Here is a 17,354-nt window from a genome sequence, read left to right on the forward strand (position 1 = left end):
TGCTATTAGTATTTAATCCATATTACCTACCTTGTTACCATTCTCATACATATCTTCAGCTTTAATTCCTTCACCTTCTCCAATATCATCAATCCATCCAAATCCAGGCACATAAATCTTACCATCTTTTTTATCTCCACTCTTTGGTTCATCATTCTTTTTTGGTGGCTCTTCGGGTTTCTCTACCTTGTCATGATCCACATTTACTGGTGGCTCTGTTACCCTTTCACCATTAGGTTTCTGAGTTGGATTTGTAAGCTGTTCTTTTGTAGGTTCTTTAGGCTTTTCAACATTCTTTTGAATAGTCTGCTCTGTTCCCTTATTTACACCGTTCTTATTTGTAGACTGTGTATCTGGAGTTTTAATTGGTGGTACTATAATTCCATCTTCATTTTCATTTGCCTTTTCATCATTTGTTTTATCCTCATTATTTGTAATTTCTTCTTTCTCTGCCTTTTCTGTATCCTTTGGTTTTTCTATTGTTACATCATCAACTTCTATATTTTGATTTGGCAGTGTATCCTCTATTGGTTCTTTTCTAAACTGTGAGCTTATCATAAGTATAAGCATTGCACAAATCACCAAACCTCCAGTAACTACAAGCCACTTTTTAGTTTTTTCACTTATATTCTTCATAGATTTCTGCCTCCTTTTTTCCGTTTCTTATAATTCACACCCTACCACAAGAGTTTGGAAATGTCTATTCATATTTTCTAAACTCTTAAAACTTAGGAGTATAGCCTCCGCTTGTCTTTATTTTTATCCTCATACTTGGAAGAAGTCTCCCCCCAAAGGATACTGGTACTTCAAGCATAATGGTGCAATCAACCTTAAATCTTGAACTGGCAATATCTCCTGATGCAATAGGTGCATTTCTTATATCTACATCTAAATTCCATATTCTAAACTCCATTTTTCCATCTGATATAGTCTTTACATGGTATCCACCACTTTGCTCTAAACCTAATATTGTATCTAATCTATTATAAATATCTCCATAATCAAGAGATTCTTCAAAATCATCTGCTACTGGCTGATATCCTCCCGAATATCCTTCACGGACTCCATGATAAACATCATCATAATTATCATTTACTGTGGAAATTACTGCATCTTGCACTGCATCACGAACACCCTGTGCTATAATCATCAATCTAAAATATTCAGATATTCCTGTAATAATTATTACAAGACACAAAGCTACAGCTACAATCAAAGGAAAGGAACTGCCTTTTTTATCTTTTAGTATTTGTTTGAGTCTTTTCATCCTTTCACCTACTTCCAATATACTTCTGATTTTCCTGCAGCATCGGCTCGTAAAGTTATAGGGAAGGAACCAAATCCTCCAAACAAACCTATATTAGTTTCATAGGTTAAAGTAACAGTTATCTCTTCATTTAATTGTATCTTTCCTGTTCTTGACCACTTAACCGTTGGTGTAATTCCCATTTTATCTCTTAATAAAATTTCCCTATTTGTAGTTTCTGCCCCTACCCTTCCTGCAATCTCTGCTTCTCTAACAAGTTCTGTGGCAAAGGTGTCAATTTGTTGCTTTGCAATATAAACTGGAAATACTTTTACGGCCAGAGCAATAACAAGCATTACAGAAAGTACAAGTACAGCTACATCAATATATCCTTCTCCCTTATTAGACTTTAGTACCTTAAGCATATGAACACCTCCTAAAACAATCCGCTGAAAGAGCGGATAATTTCATAGATGATAATAGATATATATACACCCATAAAACACATAAGCATAATAAAGGAGAACACTCTTATCTTTGGTGGTATTTTCATAGCTTCAGCCTTTAACCTTTGAAGTTCTAATTGTTTCATATCATGGGATAGCATTTGAAAATACATCGATCCATCATCTCCACGAAGAACACCGATTAGCCCTCTAGTAATATCTGATAACATAGGTGAGTTTATCCTTGCTTCAAACCTTGTAAGTGCTGCTTCATAAGATGAAGACCTCATATCTGCAGTTAATATATCTAATTCATTTGCAAAATCCTCTCCTGCATTTTTCTTGAAATTTTCTAGGATAGATAATACATCTCTGCTGGCCTTTAACTCTTGAGTAATGGTTGCTACAAATCTTGGAAGTTCTCTTTCTATCTTTTCTCTTTTTTCTTTTAATTCTTCATCTGCTTTTCGTATCTCTTTAAAATATATAAGGATACTTAAAAATGCAACAATTGGTGCTAAAAGTGGCAGTATTATTAAACAAGGTACTACTCCTAATGCAATTACACCCGACTTCACTATGGCAGATGCCATATATTCTTCTGGAGTCATATTTATTCCAGAAGCATTCAGTGTATTTTTCATTCTATTTCTTTTATACTCATCAATGGGAATGTATTTTGCCAGTTTTACCGCCCATCCTAGAAGTAATATATCTATACTTTTTGTCTTTTCTTTTCCTTTTTTTCCTGCTGATTGCATGGCTTTTTGTGTGGCAAAGCTTGGAAGTCTTAAAATATCAGCCATTATAAAAAACAGTCCAAGAGCAAGGAGTATTCCAAAGATAATAATTAAAAATGTCATCTTATCTACCTCCTATACTCTATTGGTTGGGTTAATTTGATTACAAAAGCTGTAGATATAAATATGGCAGTAATACATATTGCAAGTACAATCTGCCCCATTACAGTATGCATCAATGTATGATACCAATCTTTATTTAGGAAATATAAAAGGGGAATATTCCCAAGAACTAATATCTGCATCGTAATAAATTCTTTTCGTGGTTCAAACACCATATTTTCAAGCTCTCCATTTACTACTCTCATATCAGACAATTTGCTTACAATTGGGGTTAATGTTGTCTTTAAACTTCTATCAAACTGACAAGCAATTAATGCATCACACCATTCATGAAACACTGCATTATCAATCCTTCCTTTCATTTCCCTTAAAGAGGCAATAACATCAGGATCTATTAGCTTTATCCTTGAAACAAATTCCCTAAAAACTGATAATGCCGGAGGATTTAAATAATTCATATTTTCTTCCACAGCAGTTAGAATATCTTCATTTCTTAAATATGCTGTTGTAATAATACTAAGTGCTGTTTCAAGTTCAGCTGAAATAGCCTTTTTAAAATGGGTTTGGGTAATACGAACATACCAAAAAGGGATAAACATAAAGCCTATTGCCATTACTGGAACTAAAAAAAGATTTCCGAGGATAATGGCAATTGATCCTCCTATGGCAAAAAGCAAAAGGGATAATGCACAAAGCATAGGAAATCTTTTCTCTCTCCCTGTTACTCTCAATACCTCCTGAACTTCCATTATTTCTCGCCTTAAAAAAGACATTTTCTTTCTCTTAGTAACTTCATTAATCTCATCTTTAATACTTTTAGGTTTATTCATTAGCTTTTTAAAGATATTATCCGTAAATTCCATTGGAGAGATATTAAACAAAATAAAAAAACCTGTAATCATTCCGATACAAGCCATTAGCAAGATGGTACTCATATACTTTGTACCTCCTTCTTTTTAAGTTTTTCTATAGTACTAATTGGCATTCCGTTTTCTAAGAACCTTTTAGATAGACTTTCAGAAATGCTATTCACTTGTTCATGATAACCTTTAATTATAAACTCCCCACCTTCCATATGATTTTCAGTAATAATGTACTGAAATAGTGGCCTATAATTTCTAGTACCATCAGATAGGATTTCGCATTCCATAATCTCCATCAATTTTCTTTCCTTATTTTCAAGCTGCTTACAAAATACAACTATAGGATAGGCTTCTGTCACATATCCCATCAATGTTTCATCAGTCATATCCACTGCTCTTTTACAAAGGGACACCATCCTTCTATAGGTTGCCTCACAGGAGTTTGAGTGTATGGTTGTAAGAACAGCTACCCCTGTCCTTGCTGCTTCTTGTGCTGCATTAGCCTCTGCTCCACGCATCTCCCCTACTACAATAATATCTGGATTAAAACGAAGAGACATATCAAGGAGTGTAATCTGATCTATTCTTTGTCTTTCATTTTCGCTATCTCGAGTTATTGTATGGATAACAGAATTAGTTACTCTACCATCTTTTTCACGGACTAGGGATAGTTCCCTTGAGCCATTTTCAATGGTGAATATTCGCTTATTATCTGGTATTGTAGTCAGTAGCCACCCTGCAACTGTTGTTTTACCTGAACTGGTTGCCCCCGCCACACAAACAGAAATTCCATAACGGATACATTCTGATAAAAAATCCAGCATAGGATTAGTTGCTGTACCTCCATTTACAAAATCTTCTTTTTTCATGTTCTGGGGATTTACAATACGAATAGAGGCTGCAATACCAACATCCTCATCTACGAGTGGTGTTTTTAATACTGCTATACGAATATTTTTAGACAAATGTCCAAGAACAGCAGGACTTGCATTATCAAGAACCATTCCAGATATATGGAGCATTCTCCTTATTACATTAATTGCGTGTTCTGGAGAATCAAAGTGTTCATCCAGCTTTTGACATCTTCCGTCAGAATACTGAATTTCAATATCCTTCCATGAATTGATATCAATCTCTTCAATTCCTTCTCCATGTATATACTTTGTTAAAAATCCAAACTCAGCCATTTCACTATAAAGTGCATTAATAAGTTCTTCTCCACTCATTCCCTTTACTGAAATTCGACTGTCCTGTACATATTTGGATATATATCTTTTTAAATGTTCCTTAGATTCTTTTACTGTTTCATCAGTAATAAGGATAGAATAATTATTTGAGATATACTCTTGAACATCTTTTAAGACTGTAGAAAAGTCTTTACCATCTGATTCTGGGGTAAAAAATAGAGAGTGGGTTCTGTTATCAGACCCCAACTCTCTTTGAGTTACCTTTCCTTCATTCACTTCCAATACCTTATTTATCTCTTCCGCTCCTTCTGTTTCCAACACTTCTACTGCTAAATCTTCAGTAGTAGATATATGACTAACTGGTTCATCTTTTGCCTCATTTTCATTTACAAATCTTCCATTTTGTCGATTTTTTTCCTTTAGAAAAACAGATTTATCTCTTTTTTTACCTAACATCCAAACACCTCCCTTGCAATCTTTTCTATCTCTTTTCTAAATGCCCTGCTATCTCTCATGGATAAGTCTGCAAATAGATTCCCTGCAAGGTATTGTTCTTCAAGTTCCTGTGAATGGGGTAGTTTAAAAGCCACATTTCCAAGAACTTGATTTATATATTCAATACCTTCCTGTGTCTTTAGATTTGATCCTATCTTATACTGCTTATCTGCATCCCATTTACTATCTTGAAGAAGGGGTAATTGGCTGGATAAATAACTGATGCTTTTTAAATCACAATTGGCCAGTCTTAATACTGAATCTGATTCCATTAAGGCAACTGCAGATAAAATATCATTTGCAATATAACTGCCACAATCGATAATTACAAAAGGTGCTATTTTTCTAAGGTTTTCAATTAATTCCCTTGCTTGTACTTCTGTATATGGGGGATAGGTATATTCATTTTCTCCTTTAAGCATTCCAAGGATTGTTAAATATGATAATCTCTTATGAGTAATCATATTGTGTTTTACAAGGGCTTCACTTACATGAGTTGCAGCTAAAATACTTCCCAAGGATTTTTCATATTCAAGATCTGATGGAGGACAAATACAAGGAAGCATAGGTGCTGTCATATCACATAAAACTAATACTACATTCTTTTTCTTATCTGCTAGATACTTGGCAATCTTTGTAGCTGTAATTGTTTTTCCACTTCCGGGACTTCCCCAAACAGCCAAAACCCCTCCATGAAGAATTTCCTCCTGCACTTTTTCCTCTGTCCTTCGTGTGAATATACCTTTCTTTTTAAAGTTCAGCAATTTATTCCACCTCACCATCCGTTATTTCCTCAACTATATTTTCTTCAGGTACTTCTTCATCTGTTTCTTCCTGTTCTTCTTGTTCTTCCGGATATAGTTCCTTGATTATCTCTTCCTGCATATCAATAAACTGTCTTGTATTTTCTGGTGTTCCCCTATAGACCAGTGATAAATGTGCCTTAGAATCTGACTCTAGTTCAGCAAGAATATTTCCTTGTTCTGGAGTTACAAGAAGGGTTACAGTTGATGGAAGTTCCCTTTCATCTTCTATTCTTTGTTCACCAGTATTTGCATCATATCCTGATGAAGCAGTTACGGATATCACTTCTACATATTTAAGTTCTGATGGAATAACTGTTGTTCCCTGCTTTTTATAATCAGGTGCAATGATAGATACTATATCTCCACTTTGAAGCTTTCCAGATAGACCATTTGCAAAACTTTTTATGGTAATGGATATTGCCTGTTTACTTCCATTAAGATTGTACAAATAAGCATTTTCAGCTGCTGGCATATCTGATAGCTTTGTATTTAGAATGTAATCCCCTATTCCTAAATCCGATGTGGCATACTTTCCAATAACATTATCCTTTGTTCGAATAATATTATCAGGTAGGTTATAACCACCTACTTCTACAACTTGAACCATGTCCTTTGTAATTTCATCCCCTGCTTTAATTTCCTTTACTACCCTTACAATCTCTGTTTTTTTACTCATACCTTTATTAAATAATGGTGTAAGTCCAAAGCATATAAGAAGTGATAATAAAATACATATCACTCCAATTACAGTTCTATTTTTAAAAAAACCCATATGATTTTCCTCCTAATTTATAAAATATATAATCATAAAACCTAGCCCTAAAAAGGGAGCAAGTGGCATAGGAAGATTCCTAGCCACTTGCTTTTTCTTTATCTTAGATATTAATATAAAGCACAAATAAAATAATATTAATAAACTAAGTCCTATTATTAACCCATAGATTCCTCTCCAAAATCCAAGGAGAATACCTGCTGAAGCAGTTAGTTTTATATCACCCCCACCAATACTGTTTTCTTTTAATACTGCTCCTAATAAAAATGGGATAGCAATAATTATCCCAAACAGATTTATAAAGCTAAACCTTAGAAGTCCTATTAATGCAATAAATATACAGATTATATCTGGTATTTCCCTTTTTCTAATATCTGTATAAGATGCCGCCATAAGCAGAAAAGAAAAAAGCACCCCCTGTAAGATGCTCTTAACCTGCATAGTTAAACATTTCTTTGATACGTTCTGTTAGTGTTGGCATAACCACATCACCGAATAATAGGTATAGTCCTGCCAGAAGTAATGCCCCTAAAACTACAGCAATAAGAATTTTCACTGCTGTGTCAATATATCCTTCTCCCCTATTATTGTTCATTGCTGTTTTTACAGATATAGCTTTATTTGTTATAAAATTATTTGTTTTTTCAATTGTTCTTTCCATATTCATTTCCTCCTTATTTATTCAAAATGGTAACTTACAGAATAGGTAATATTGGATTTATCATACATACAATTGTGATTCGTATAATAATAAAACTCAAGCTTAGAGTACATACCAGCACTTAGAGTTCTGCTGAATGTGATACCATTGCTTGTAGTTCCATAATCAAGTTCATCCCATTGTTTTGTTTTTACATTGTATCCACGGACACGACCATAATCACTTCCACTATGTCCTGCAACAGGAGGAACAGTAAATGTATATTCAGTAATAGTTGCACTTTCTAAACCATTTTCTAGAATCACTGAATCAGGACCAGTTAACATCATACCTCCACTGCCATTAGGATCAGCAACAAAGAATACAATGGCTGCCCAAGGGGACTCTGCACCTGTGGAATCCACAGCCTTTACGCGAACCGTATTTTTTCCTAACGGGTAGACTTGTGTTTCAGCATTACGCCCTTCCCAAACATAGGTAATTGGATCATTATCTGCATCAGTACTCTTAGCTGTAATAGTTACCTTAGTACCAGGAGCAACACTATTTCCATTTGGTGTCCTAGTAATTACAGGAGTAATTGGTGGTGAGTTTTTAATTGTAAAACTCTTCTCTACCCAAGGTGAATAAGCTCCTGCACTGTCCTTGGCACGTACACGGATAGTATGTGTACCTACCGAATAGTAGTTATCACTAGTTGTACCTTCATATTCCAAAGTTGTTGCATCTCCATCCGGATCACTGGCTGTTGCCTTAATATCAACAAGGAATTTGCCATCTTTAACAGTTCTAGTAGGTGTGACAATTAATGTTACTGTTGGTGCAGTATTGGTAATAGTAATCTTTTCTTTATGAGTAAATACTCTTCCTTCACCGTCTATAATTGTGGCTATAAGAGTAAATTCACCTGTATCTGATATTGAGATTTTCCCTCCTGTATTTGTAAGTTCACCATTGAAATTTGCTAACTCACCTATTTTTTCTAATGTCCACCTAACCTTATTAGTTCCAAGATTTTCAGAAACTGTCTTTACTTCAAAATCCCTGCCATAATGAATGGAATCAGGTATGGTAAAGCTATACTCTATAACAGGGTTTATGGTTATTTGTTGACTATATGAAAAACTTCTCTCTAGGAAATCCGTCATCCTTGCAGTTAATATATAATCTCCATCTGTAAGGAAAGTAATTTTACCACCTTGTGCATTTAAACTGCCAGAAATTGCTTGTTCTTCAGATAAAACTTCACCGTCTTTGGTAATACTCCATTCCACTGGAAGTACATTATTATTACCATAGGTCCTAATATTAATAATGCTATCTGTATAAGCTGATTGAGGAAGTTCAAATCCTATATCTAATACAGGAAGCACCTCGATTTTATCTCCTACTTCAAATAGAAATATTCTGCCCGTTTCATCGGTGATTCTAGCCACTAGTTCATAAACACCTGCTCTTTTAAATCTAATACTGCCTCCTGAATTATTTAGACTTCTCTCTACATAGGTTGACCAATCTTGAAAGCCATAGGTATTATCAACAAGCCATTCTATTTCTAGGTTATCTATCTCAGTACTATCTACATCTACATTAATATTGCTGTCAGTATGAGCATATTTAGGTAATGTATAACTAACGGCTGGCACAGGGTAAACTTTAAAACTTTGTTCATAGTCATATATTCTTCCTCCATCGTCGGTGAAAGAGGCTTTTAGAATATATTCACCTTTATAAGGAAAAGTAACTATTCCTCCATTGTTTGATAGATTTCCACTAACAAAATCTGAAAGTTCTACTTCTTTGCCATCCTTAATAAGTGACCACTCTGCATCACGATTGCCAATTTCCTCAAAGGCTGCTTCAATCTTTATCTCATCATCTGTATGGAATATTTCAGGTAAATAAAAACCAGCAGAACCTACAGGATATACGGTAATGGATACCTTATCTGCAAATGTTCTGCCAGTTTTATCTATAGCTGAAAGAATTAAATTGTATACACCTTTTTTCTTAAAACCTATAACGCTATCTCCTAATGAGATATTACCTTCAATAAAATCTGAAACATTGACCTCTTCTCCATTTCTAGTCAGGGACCAAGTTAGCTCCATATCATCAAGATTTTTTGTTTCTGTCTTTAATATAACCTTTTTATCAGTATGTGTTATTTTATCAAGTTCTAGCTCAACCTCTCCCACAGGATATATCTTTATTACATTACTTACTTTGATTTGTTTCCCTAATTCATCAGTTATAACAGCTGTTAGCTCATATATCCCTGTGTCATTAAATATTATTAAACCACCTGTATTTGTAAGTTCCCCTGTAATATTAGTATCAAGTTCTATTTCAACATTGTCTTTTTTTAGCGACCATGCTATAGGATTATCTCCTAAGTTTTTGACGGATAGGTCAACATCTATGGTTGTATCTGTATGGGCTGTTTCAGGTAGTTTAAACTTAGCAGAAACTACTGGGTAAATATCTATGGTTTGTTCATGCTTAATCTCTTTTCCACGACTATTTACAGCTGTGGCCGTAAAGGTATAACTTCCAATAGATTTAATTTTGATAGTTCCCCCATCTGCCTCTAGTTCCCCATCAATAACTGAAAGTAAATCTACAGAAATACCATCTTTACTAATCTCCCATGTAACCGACTTTACATTGGAGGCTTTAGTAATAATTTTTATTTCCTCATCAACATAAGCTGTAAGGGGAAGTTCAAAACTATATTTTGGTGCTGGAACATAATTAGATCCATCGCCTGTTGATGAGCTGTTTCCTGTATCTGTATCCCTATCTCTATCTGGATTGTTGTCTATAGGCTTATCAATTGGTTTTGATGGTAAAATAGGCTTTTCTTGCTCATTTTTAGCTTTATCTTCCTTTATCTTTTCTTTGGCTTTCTCCTGCTTAATAAGCATTGTAAAGGCTTCAGCACGAGTTGCCTCACCATTAGGACGGAGGGTTCTGTCTGGATAACCCGAAATAATGTTATAATGTTTTCCAAGACAAATATATTCAATCTCTTCTTTAGTCAAATTATCTTCATCAAGAAAGCCAGTATTACAAGAACAATCTCGATTATGATTTTCTTTTCCTGTTGCTCTAACTAGCATTTTAATCATTTCCATTCTAGTAATAGGCTTGTTTGGAAGGTATAACTTACCATAGTCTCCCACTACAATGATCCCTTCAGAAACAAGTGCTTCTATTTCATTTTGGGCAAAATGTCCTTGAATATCTTCAAATACTGGATTAATATTAGCTCTATCTTTAGTTTTAAGTTCCATAGTTCTTGCCAAAAGAGCTGAAAATTCTCCCCTTGTAATAATATTATCCGGATGAGATAGTCCATCAGGATATCCTTGAATAATCCCTCTCTCTGTAAGAAGATTAATTGTTTCTCCAGCCCAATGTCCTATACTATCTGAAAATATATGCTTTGTAGCATAGACAGAACCTATAAAATTAGTCATTAGAATACAAACTACTAAAAGAATATTAATTATTCTTTTTGATTTATATTTCATTATTACGTTTCCTCCTTTTAACCTGCATAGTTAAACATTTCTTTAATTTTTTCGTTTAAAGTAGGCATAACCACATCACCAAATAACAGATATAATCCTGCTAGAAGTAATGCCCCTAATACAACAGAAATAAGGATTTTTACTGCTGTATCAATATATCCTTCACCACGATTATTACTCACTGCCAATTTCATAGATATAGCCTTTCTTGTAATAAATTCATTTGCCTTTTTTATCATATTGTTTTCCTCCATTTTTAAATTCTTAAATACTCATATTCATTCCTTGATTTTGTTCTTTTTGTTCAAAATCAATTTCTTTAAAACCAAATCGATCTACATAGTAAAATTCACTGCTTGTACTATCATAAAGCTCTATTACATCAGATATAGAAAGTGAATGACCAGTAAATCCTTGAGGATGATTTAGATTAAACTTTGTATATATTTCCTCCAAATCATTAGTTTCAATTTTCCCTTCATAGGCAATCTTATAATTATCCTTATCAGGCTCTCCAAACTTATCTTTTAATTCTTCATAGCCTATAAATTTACGACCAGGGCATACATCAGTTTTTAATTGCCATATACGACAATCCTTTAAAACTATTGATACTTCATCACCAAAAGACATACTTCCCTTTGATAACTTTTCAAACACACCCTTTGTCCATTTAGGACTTAATTTTCTTTGTTTAATCCAGTTTTCTAGTTCTTCACTTTTAAATATGGAATCTATAGTTGCCTTTTCATTTTCTACATAACCTGCAGGATTTCCATAATAAAAAATACAGCCATTTTTTAGCTGAATGCCACTCATACTACACCTCCATTTATATATATTTCCCCCTCCCTTTTAAACTTTTATTATCATCTCCTCTCATAATCCTACTTTGTTAAGGTTACTTATTTTTAAGATTATTTAATTAAGGGTTATTCATCTCCATAGACGATATTCTCCATTATTAGATTTTCTTCCAGTTCCCTAATGCAAATTCCTGACATCTCAAAAATGTCGATTACAAACTGCGGTACATCAGCTATATCGTAGTCATAATCTGCCTGCATCACTATAACTTCACCACTGTCTTCTTCTGCATATGCACAAAGCTTTGCATCTATTGGGATTCCTGCTTCTTCTAAAAGATAATCAGGTACAATAATCTCATCATATTCTTCAGTTCCTGCACAGTATGAGCAATCAAGGCATCTGCCACAAACACTTGCAAGATGGATAATTAACTCTTCAGATAGGTTCTTAAGTCCTTCAGCTAACCTTATGAGTTCCATCGTATTCATAGTTCCTTTCATCACTACAAATGCATTTTCCAATGTTTTTAATTCAATATCTTTACTATCTAAAAGATTTGAGGCTTTCAATACCTCAATTGGTATAATGATATTACTATTGGAATTTTCTTTTATAATCTTCATCTATATTTCCTCCTTGTTTTAAAGTTCATTGTTTATTTCAAATATATTTATTTGTGAAGGATTGTTATCCTTCCTTTCCTGCATGTCATAATTTGCTACAAGTATTTCTGAAAACTGGGCACCGTTATCATAACGCTGCTTAATGTTATTGATACGGGAAAAGCTTTCAATCTGAATATTCGGAGCATCGTATAGATTTCTTATAAAATCACAGTCATTATAGGAAAGTAGGAATTTCCCTTCAATACTCATTAAGGTATCCCTAAGCCTTATATGATCCTTCTCTTGGAAACCATCTTCACCTATATTTTTATAATATTTTTCTGTTTCAAAGTATGGTGGATCTAAATAGAAAAAGCTGATAGGGCGATCATATTGCCTTATCAGCTTTTCAAAATCCTTATTTTCAATTACAACTTTACTAAGTCTTCTATGTGCTTGTTCAATTAAGGGGAAATTAACCCACATATCATGGGGCTGACTGCCAAAGCTATTAAGTCCTGATGCATAGCTATATCGAATAAGCTGATAAAAATATGCTGCCTTTACTACATCACTTTCAGGACTATCTATTGCAAGTGCATCCTTTACTCTGTCAAAATCCTCCCGGGAATTTAATACAAAGCGTAATGCCTCCATCAGTTCATTTGGTTTCTCCCGGACACAACGATATAGATTGGTCAAAAGTCCATTAAAATCGTTATAAACTTCAAAATCATTACCAGGTGGTTTATGAAATAGTACCCAGCCACCGCCTCCAAACACTTCTATATATCTTTCATAATAAAGTGGAAATACAGACACTATCAATTCTCTTAAAGCCTTTTTCCCTCCTATCCAACTCATAAAGCTATTAATATTTCATCACCTCTATTCTCTTCCTTCATCAATCTCTAGTTTCAGTTGACCACTTTCATCGGGAAAGTTCTGCAGGGATTTAACTAGACCATTCTTTGCTTTTGCAATTTCCTTTATTCTGCTGGTCATCTGATAAACACTATTTAGGACTTCATCTTTATTTGTAGCATAATAATAGCCATTTTCATCACTGCATATTGGATTGCCCTCATTTCTTAATTGATTGACTATTTTTCTTACAGATCTGCTGCTTATGGAAAATCTGCTTTGAAGATATGCACTGGATACTGCCTTTTCTTTTCCCTGATGATATTTTTTTATATAGGTTAAAAAATCATGTTCCACCTCCAAACCCTCCTTTGGCTATTATTTTTAGGCAATAAAAAAAGGCCGACTGATATACTGTTAAATACAGCAAACAATCGACCTTAATTATTTTTAGGTATTAAAAAACACGGTTCTTACCGTGCTATCTTAGCATACCAAGTTTTATTAACAACTTGAGACAGTCTTTTATCCCTTCCATATAAATAAATTTTTGCATCTCCCTTTCTATAAAATATGATATATCTTTGTAATCTTCAATCTGTCTTTTTACTTCCCTTGGAATATCTCTGTTTTCACAAAGCTTTATCCCTAATTCCTTCACTGCTTCAACGCTTTCTTTTACCTCTTCATCTTCTTTGATTAATTCAAAGTATGCCAGTTCCAACCTTTCATATATTGCATCTTCTAATATTTCCATGATATCTTCCATGGATGCCACCTCCTTCAAGCACCAAAGCATACCACAAGAAATTCAATATATCTATTAGAATATTGGCTACTCCATGGATAGTTTAACACTATCTGGTTCTTCACTGAATTCATAATAAAACATCTCTTCATTTCTTTTAATAAACCCATGCTTGCAAGGTTCCAGTTCTTTCTTTTCAATATCTGCCTTGGCATATTTTACATAGTCGAAGTTTTCTCCCAGGATTGAGTCCAGTTTTACGATTCCGTGTTTTTCTGCCATAATCCTTCCGTACTTTTCAAAATCAGCACCTTTTGGTATAAAGTCATAGCAATCTAGATTTTGGGAGATATCAAGGGCAAAATCAAGTCTTGTACAACCTTCAATTTCTATGGCTGATTCTAAATGCTCCATAAAGAAATCTCTCCCTTGATCTTGTTCATCACAAGCATAACCTAAATTATTACCATAAAAAATTAACTTTTCTATAGAGTCACACTGGTCTCTTAATTCTGTAATACTAGGGAATATACACTTCGCATCTAGTAAATAACCTTCATCCCACTTATCTATACCAAGTACGTCTAATGCAATAGCTATCTCATCAGGTTCTAAGGTAAAAGGTCCATAGTCAGGCAAGTTTATCCATAAGCCTTTCGGATATTCTTTACTTCCAACCTTAATTTTTATTGTCCAATCACCTCCTGTCAGCTTATCTAAGTTTGAACCATCATAGATTTGCTTTATTGTATTTCTTTCAATCGTATATCCCTTATTAGTAAATACACCTTCAAAATCTTCATGGTATTCCCTTCCTAGTTTTTCTGTTTTAATAAATGGGAGTACCTCGTCAGATGCATATTCTTTAAATCTTGCTACATATTCTCCAAGGGATTTTTCATTGATAGCTTTATAGTAAAAATCAAAACTACTTAACTGCTCTATAAGATTAATTAAATCTGGTGCATTATATATTTTAACAATTTGAATGGCACCTTCTAAAACATATTGTTCTTTTACTGATATTTCATTAAATCGTCTTTCAAGATATGCTATTTCTTCTTCTGTCCCTTCAAGCTTTTTCCACATATGATCTAAATTTCTCATAGGCTCATACCTCCCATGCCTTGCGACTGTTCTTTGGAATGATTCTCTGATTCTTTGACTTCTTCTTTAGGACGGGATAATACTTTAAAGTTATCTACTTCAGGAATAAGACCAAGACTTCTGCCATTATCCCATTTCATGTGGATGGTTCTGATATCGTCTACATGAATCACAGTTCCCTTAGTCCCTTTCTCAACTCCCTGCTTATCATCCATTGTTGAAAGTAATTCTATTCTTGTTCCTGCAGGATACATATTTTTAATTTTTTCCACCTGCTTTCTATTATTCAAGTTTTATCCCTCTTATTATTTGATTTTGATTTATTTCCATTTCTTCAGGAATCATGATACCTAGATTTTCAAATAATAAATTGGCAAGCTTTTGATTAAATCCATGATAAATAATATATCCTTCATTTGAAAATGCCCCATCTTCCTGTACCATTTTCATTTGCCCATATCTTTTAAAATCAATATATTCCTCAAGATTTGGATCATATTCAAAATGCCCTGACTCACAAATCATATATCTTCCATAGCTTTCAGCATTTTTTATTCCATCAAATAATTCAAATTCATACATAGATTCTGCAAGTGCAAAGACTTCATCAATAGTTCGAGGCTTAACATAATCTATCAGCTTTTCAAAATGTATTATATTATGACTCCCCATCTCACTATAACGCTTTGCTAAATTGTTTAAGGTAGCCACCTTAGTTACTGGTGTTGTACTTGCAGAAACAACATTTAATATACTGTCAGGAAAACTATTACTATCAATTGCTACTTCACAATCATGCAGGTAAGGTGTTTCTAATCTCATCAGTGCCTTTTCAACTTCAATATCTGAACATGGAAGATAAATATATTCATTCTCTCCCTTTGCAGTCAGTTGCACTGCTGCTATTGTTTCTTTCCATAGATATGGAGGGAACTGCTTTCCATTATATACTTGCTCAGGTACATTGCTATTTTTATATAGGACCCCATATGGTGTAATTATAGGATTAGGATTATTTTTTATTACATCCATTGCGTATGATTCACCGTCAAGTTCATCTAATTCTTTTGTTGACACTGCTTGCTTCTCTGTTAGATATAGGTCTTTCCCCACCTTTTCTAGATTATTAAAGTCAGATACAAGGCTATAGCAATGCAGATTAAAACTTAGATTTATTAATTCTGCCATTGTCTTAGGGCTTTCTGAAAAGGATACTGCATAAAATCTTTCTATTTCCTTTTGACTAAATCCATCCAACCTTTTCATTAAATAGTTTAGCTCATCTATATTACAATTTTTATTATACAGTATCTCTAGAAAGTTTCTATCCATACTATTTTCAATATAGCAATTTGATGCTGTAGTCATTTCTATTCCTATTTCACTGCATATCTTATATAGATTTTCTTCTTCAATGGGAAACCATACAGCTCTAGTCTTTTCATTTTCTCCATTAGATTTTTTAATTGTTATGTTCAATTTTTATCCCTCCATTCTACTTTGTAATTAAAAATATATCTGTACCATACCTTGTAATCAGTGAAGCATTAACAATAGTCTTAAAGGACTTATCATCAATTAAATCCACATCTGCTATTTCACTGATCTCTATACTTTCTTTTCCTGTCCATATGGTTTTAGCCATTTGGTATATGGCATAGCCCTCTGTACTGATTTGTTTAAGGTTACTCTTATTAAAATCAAATCCATTTAATTTTACTGTATGTTCTGTGAGCTGCCATAGAATTTCATCGTAAGTCAAAAGAAATATCACAGCAATGTATCTTGGGAATATATCGTAGATGTCAATATCTTGTTCGTAAATCACACGATAGAATCTTTCCTTATGCTTAGGATTTAAAAATATTTCTCCTTTAAAGCTATCAGTAAGATGTTTCAGCCTGTCTTTAAATGAATAATTTCTTATTTTTCTAAAGCATTCATTTATTAAACCTTTGTAACTAATCTTATCCACATTAGATAAAAAACTAGAATGAATGCATCCGCAGTCATTGCATCTATTACTTACATTAATCACAGAATTACAATCTTTAACACCTCCTTCGCAATTAAAATAATTATTAATAACTATACCACTTCTTCTTGGCTGAAAATTTGGCGCCATAACCATCAGCTGTTCTATTCCCTCCAATGAAGTTCCATACATAAATAATTTTGACATTGTCCTCAATCCTTTCTTTCTGTTTTTAGACATAAAAAAAGGGCGAAGTTTATAATAGTCATTTATTGACCTAAAACTTCGCCCTTTACCCTTTATTTAGTTTTTATTTAAAAATAAATACATTAAGATTTTATATGAATCTCAACGCATTTATCATTTGATT

Annotated in this window: 21 protein-coding genes; all 21 read right to left on the bottom strand. The window is 33.5% G+C overall.

Features of this window, described 5'->3' with window-relative positions; genetic code table 11:
* Window positions 1-12: 12 nt before the first annotated feature.
* Window positions 13-636 (bottom strand): DUF6550 family protein, encoded by a 624-nt coding sequence (locus tag KQI41_RS11085; RefSeq protein WP_216585305.1) that lies wholly within the window; start codon window positions 634-636, stop codon window positions 13-15.
* A gap of 85 nt (window positions 637-721) precedes the next feature.
* On the bottom strand, window positions 722-1,267 hold the full coding sequence (locus KQI41_RS11090; protein WP_216585306.1) for a hypothetical protein: 546 nt from the start codon (window positions 1,265-1,267) through the stop codon (window positions 722-724).
* Window positions 1,268-1,275: 8 nt separating this feature from the next.
* On the bottom strand, window positions 1,276-1,671 hold the full coding sequence (locus tag KQI41_RS11095) for a DUF4320 family protein (protein WP_154442942.1): 396 nt from the start codon (window positions 1,669-1,671) through the stop codon (window positions 1,276-1,278).
* Window positions 1,672-1,682: 11 nt separating this feature from the next.
* Window positions 1,683-2,555, bottom strand: coding sequence for a hypothetical protein (locus KQI41_RS11100; RefSeq protein ID WP_216585307.1), 873 nt, complete (start codon window positions 2,553-2,555; stop codon window positions 1,683-1,685).
* A 5-nt stretch (window positions 2,556-2,560) separates the two neighbouring features.
* The gene (locus KQI41_RS11105) at window positions 2,561-3,490 is read right to left on the bottom strand and encodes a type II secretion system F family protein (RefSeq protein ID WP_216585308.1); all 930 of its coding nucleotides are present in this window, start codon (window positions 3,488-3,490) and stop codon (window positions 2,561-2,563) included.
* Window positions 3,487-5,061 (bottom strand): CpaF/VirB11 family protein, encoded by a 1,575-nt coding sequence (locus KQI41_RS11110; protein ID WP_216585309.1) that lies wholly within the window; start codon window positions 5,059-5,061, stop codon window positions 3,487-3,489. The genes KQI41_RS11105 and KQI41_RS11110 overlap by 4 nt, the downstream gene beginning before the upstream one ends.
* Window positions 5,055-5,864, bottom strand: coding sequence for an AAA family ATPase (locus KQI41_RS11115; RefSeq protein WP_216585310.1), 810 nt, complete (start codon window positions 5,862-5,864; stop codon window positions 5,055-5,057). The genes KQI41_RS11110 and KQI41_RS11115 overlap by 7 nt, the downstream gene beginning before the upstream one ends.
* A 1-nt stretch (window position 5,865) precedes the next feature.
* Window positions 5,866-6,678, bottom strand: coding sequence for a Flp pilus assembly protein CpaB (gene cpaB, locus KQI41_RS11120; protein ID WP_216585311.1), 813 nt, complete (start codon window positions 6,676-6,678; stop codon window positions 5,866-5,868).
* A 12-nt stretch (window positions 6,679-6,690) separates the two neighbouring features.
* Window positions 6,691-7,092: a prepilin peptidase gene (locus KQI41_RS11125; protein ID WP_216585312.1), complete on the bottom strand. Its 402-nt coding sequence runs from the start codon at window positions 7,090-7,092 to the stop codon at window positions 6,691-6,693.
* Window positions 7,093-7,108: 16 nt separating this feature from the next.
* Window positions 7,109-7,339, bottom strand: a complete 231-nt coding sequence (locus KQI41_RS11130) for a DUF6133 family protein (protein ID WP_216585313.1) — start codon at window positions 7,337-7,339, stop codon at window positions 7,109-7,111.
* 17 nt (window positions 7,340-7,356) lie between these two features.
* Window positions 7,357-10,875 carry an S-layer homology domain-containing protein gene (locus tag KQI41_RS11135; protein WP_216585314.1) on the bottom strand — a complete coding sequence of 1,173 codons (3,519 nt, stop codon included), beginning with the start codon at window positions 10,873-10,875 and terminating at the stop codon, window positions 7,357-7,359.
* Between the two features lie 17 nt (window positions 10,876-10,892).
* Window positions 10,893-11,114 (bottom strand): DUF6133 family protein, encoded by a 222-nt coding sequence (locus KQI41_RS11140; protein WP_216585315.1) that lies wholly within the window; start codon window positions 11,112-11,114, stop codon window positions 10,893-10,895.
* A 25-nt stretch (window positions 11,115-11,139) separates the two neighbouring features.
* A complete protein-coding gene (locus KQI41_RS11145; protein WP_216585316.1) occupies window positions 11,140-11,694 on the bottom strand; it encodes a YodL domain-containing protein in 555 nt (184 codons plus the stop codon).
* A 113-nt stretch (window positions 11,695-11,807) separates the two neighbouring features.
* Window positions 11,808-12,308, bottom strand: a complete 501-nt coding sequence (locus tag KQI41_RS11150; RefSeq protein ID WP_216585317.1) for a hypothetical protein — start codon at window positions 12,306-12,308, stop codon at window positions 11,808-11,810.
* An 18-nt stretch (window positions 12,309-12,326) separates the two neighbouring features.
* Window positions 12,327-13,154 carry a DNA adenine methylase gene (locus KQI41_RS11155; RefSeq protein ID WP_244971104.1) on the bottom strand — a complete coding sequence of 276 codons (828 nt, stop codon included), beginning with the start codon at window positions 13,152-13,154 and terminating at the stop codon, window positions 12,327-12,329.
* 24 nt (window positions 13,155-13,178) lie between these two features.
* Window positions 13,179-13,511: an HTH domain-containing protein gene (locus KQI41_RS11160; protein ID WP_216585319.1), complete on the bottom strand. Its 333-nt coding sequence runs from the start codon at window positions 13,509-13,511 to the stop codon at window positions 13,179-13,181.
* 124 nt (window positions 13,512-13,635) lie between these two features.
* Window positions 13,636-13,923, bottom strand: a complete 288-nt coding sequence (locus KQI41_RS11165) for a hypothetical protein (protein ID WP_216585320.1) — start codon at window positions 13,921-13,923, stop codon at window positions 13,636-13,638.
* A gap of 66 nt (window positions 13,924-13,989) precedes the next feature.
* Window positions 13,990-15,009 (bottom strand): hypothetical protein, encoded by a 1,020-nt coding sequence (locus KQI41_RS11170; protein WP_216585321.1) that lies wholly within the window; start codon window positions 15,007-15,009, stop codon window positions 13,990-13,992.
* Complete coding sequence (locus tag KQI41_RS11175) at window positions 15,006-15,299, bottom strand: DUF4314 domain-containing protein (protein ID WP_244971106.1); 294 nt, start codon at window positions 15,297-15,299, stop codon at window positions 15,006-15,008. The genes KQI41_RS11170 and KQI41_RS11175 overlap by 4 nt, the downstream gene beginning before the upstream one ends.
* Window positions 15,292-16,488, bottom strand: a complete 1,197-nt coding sequence (locus KQI41_RS11180; protein ID WP_216585322.1) for an antirestriction protein ArdA — start codon at window positions 16,486-16,488, stop codon at window positions 15,292-15,294. Before KQI41_RS11180 ends, KQI41_RS11175 begins: the two co-directional genes overlap by 8 nt.
* 16 nt (window positions 16,489-16,504) lie before the next feature.
* A complete protein-coding gene (locus tag KQI41_RS11185; protein WP_216585323.1) occupies window positions 16,505-17,191 on the bottom strand; it encodes a hypothetical protein in 687 nt (228 codons plus the stop codon).
* Between the last annotated feature and the right edge of the window lie 163 nt (window positions 17,192-17,354).

This window comes from Tissierella pigra, assembly GCF_018917845.1.
Taxonomy (GTDB): domain Bacteria; phylum Bacillota; class Clostridia; order Tissierellales; family Tissierellaceae; genus Tissierella; species Tissierella pigra.

Bases quoted from the DNA above. Each gene is read 5' to 3' on its own strand.
- KQI41_RS11140 (WP_216585315.1), bottom strand. From the start codon at position 11,114: ATGATAAAAAAGGCAAATGAATTTATTACAAGAAAGGCTATATCTATG.
- cpaB (WP_216585311.1), bottom strand. From the start codon at position 6,678: ATGGGTTTTTTTAAAAATAGAACTGTAATTGGAGTGATATGTATTTTA.
- KQI41_RS11110 (WP_216585309.1), bottom strand. From the start codon at position 5,061: ATGTTAGGTAAAAAAAGAGATAAATCTGTTTTTCTAAAGGAAAAAAAT.
- KQI41_RS11085 (WP_216585305.1), bottom strand. From the start codon at position 636: ATGAAGAATATAAGTGAAAAAACTAAAAAGTGGCTTGTAGTTACTGGA.
- KQI41_RS11185 (WP_216585323.1), bottom strand. From the start codon at position 17,191: ATGTCAAAATTATTTATGTATGGAACTTCATTGGAGGGAATAGAACAG.
- KQI41_RS11155 (WP_244971104.1), bottom strand. From the start codon at position 13,154: ATGAGTTGGATAGGAGGGAAAAAGGCTTTAAGAGAATTGATAGTGTCT.
- KQI41_RS11165 (WP_216585320.1), bottom strand. From the start codon at position 13,923: ATGGAAGATATCATGGAAATATTAGAAGATGCAATATATGAAAGGTTG.
- KQI41_RS11090 (WP_216585306.1), bottom strand. From the start codon at position 1,267: ATGAAAAGACTCAAACAAATACTAAAAGATAAAAAAGGCAGTTCCTTT.
- KQI41_RS11170 (WP_216585321.1), bottom strand. From the start codon at position 15,009: ATGAGAAATTTAGATCATATGTGGAAAAAGCTTGAAGGGACAGAAGAA.
- KQI41_RS11095 (WP_154442942.1), bottom strand. From the start codon at position 1,671: ATGCTTAAGGTACTAAAGTCTAATAAGGGAGAAGGATATATTGATGTA.
- KQI41_RS11100 (WP_216585307.1), bottom strand. From the start codon at position 2,555: ATGACATTTTTAATTATTATCTTTGGAATACTCCTTGCTCTTGGACTG.
- KQI41_RS11135 (WP_216585314.1), bottom strand. From the start codon at position 10,875: ATGAAATATAAATCAAAAAGAATAATTAATATTCTTTTAGTAGTTTGT.
- KQI41_RS11150 (WP_216585317.1), bottom strand. From the start codon at position 12,308: ATGAAGATTATAAAAGAAAATTCCAATAGTAATATCATTATACCAATT.
- KQI41_RS11145 (WP_216585316.1), bottom strand. From the start codon at position 11,694: ATGAGTGGCATTCAGCTAAAAAATGGCTGTATTTTTTATTATGGAAAT.
- KQI41_RS11105 (WP_216585308.1), bottom strand. From the start codon at position 3,490: ATGAGTACCATCTTGCTAATGGCTTGTATCGGAATGATTACAGGTTTT.
- KQI41_RS11130 (WP_216585313.1), bottom strand. From the start codon at position 7,339: ATGGAAAGAACAATTGAAAAAACAAATAATTTTATAACAAATAAAGCT.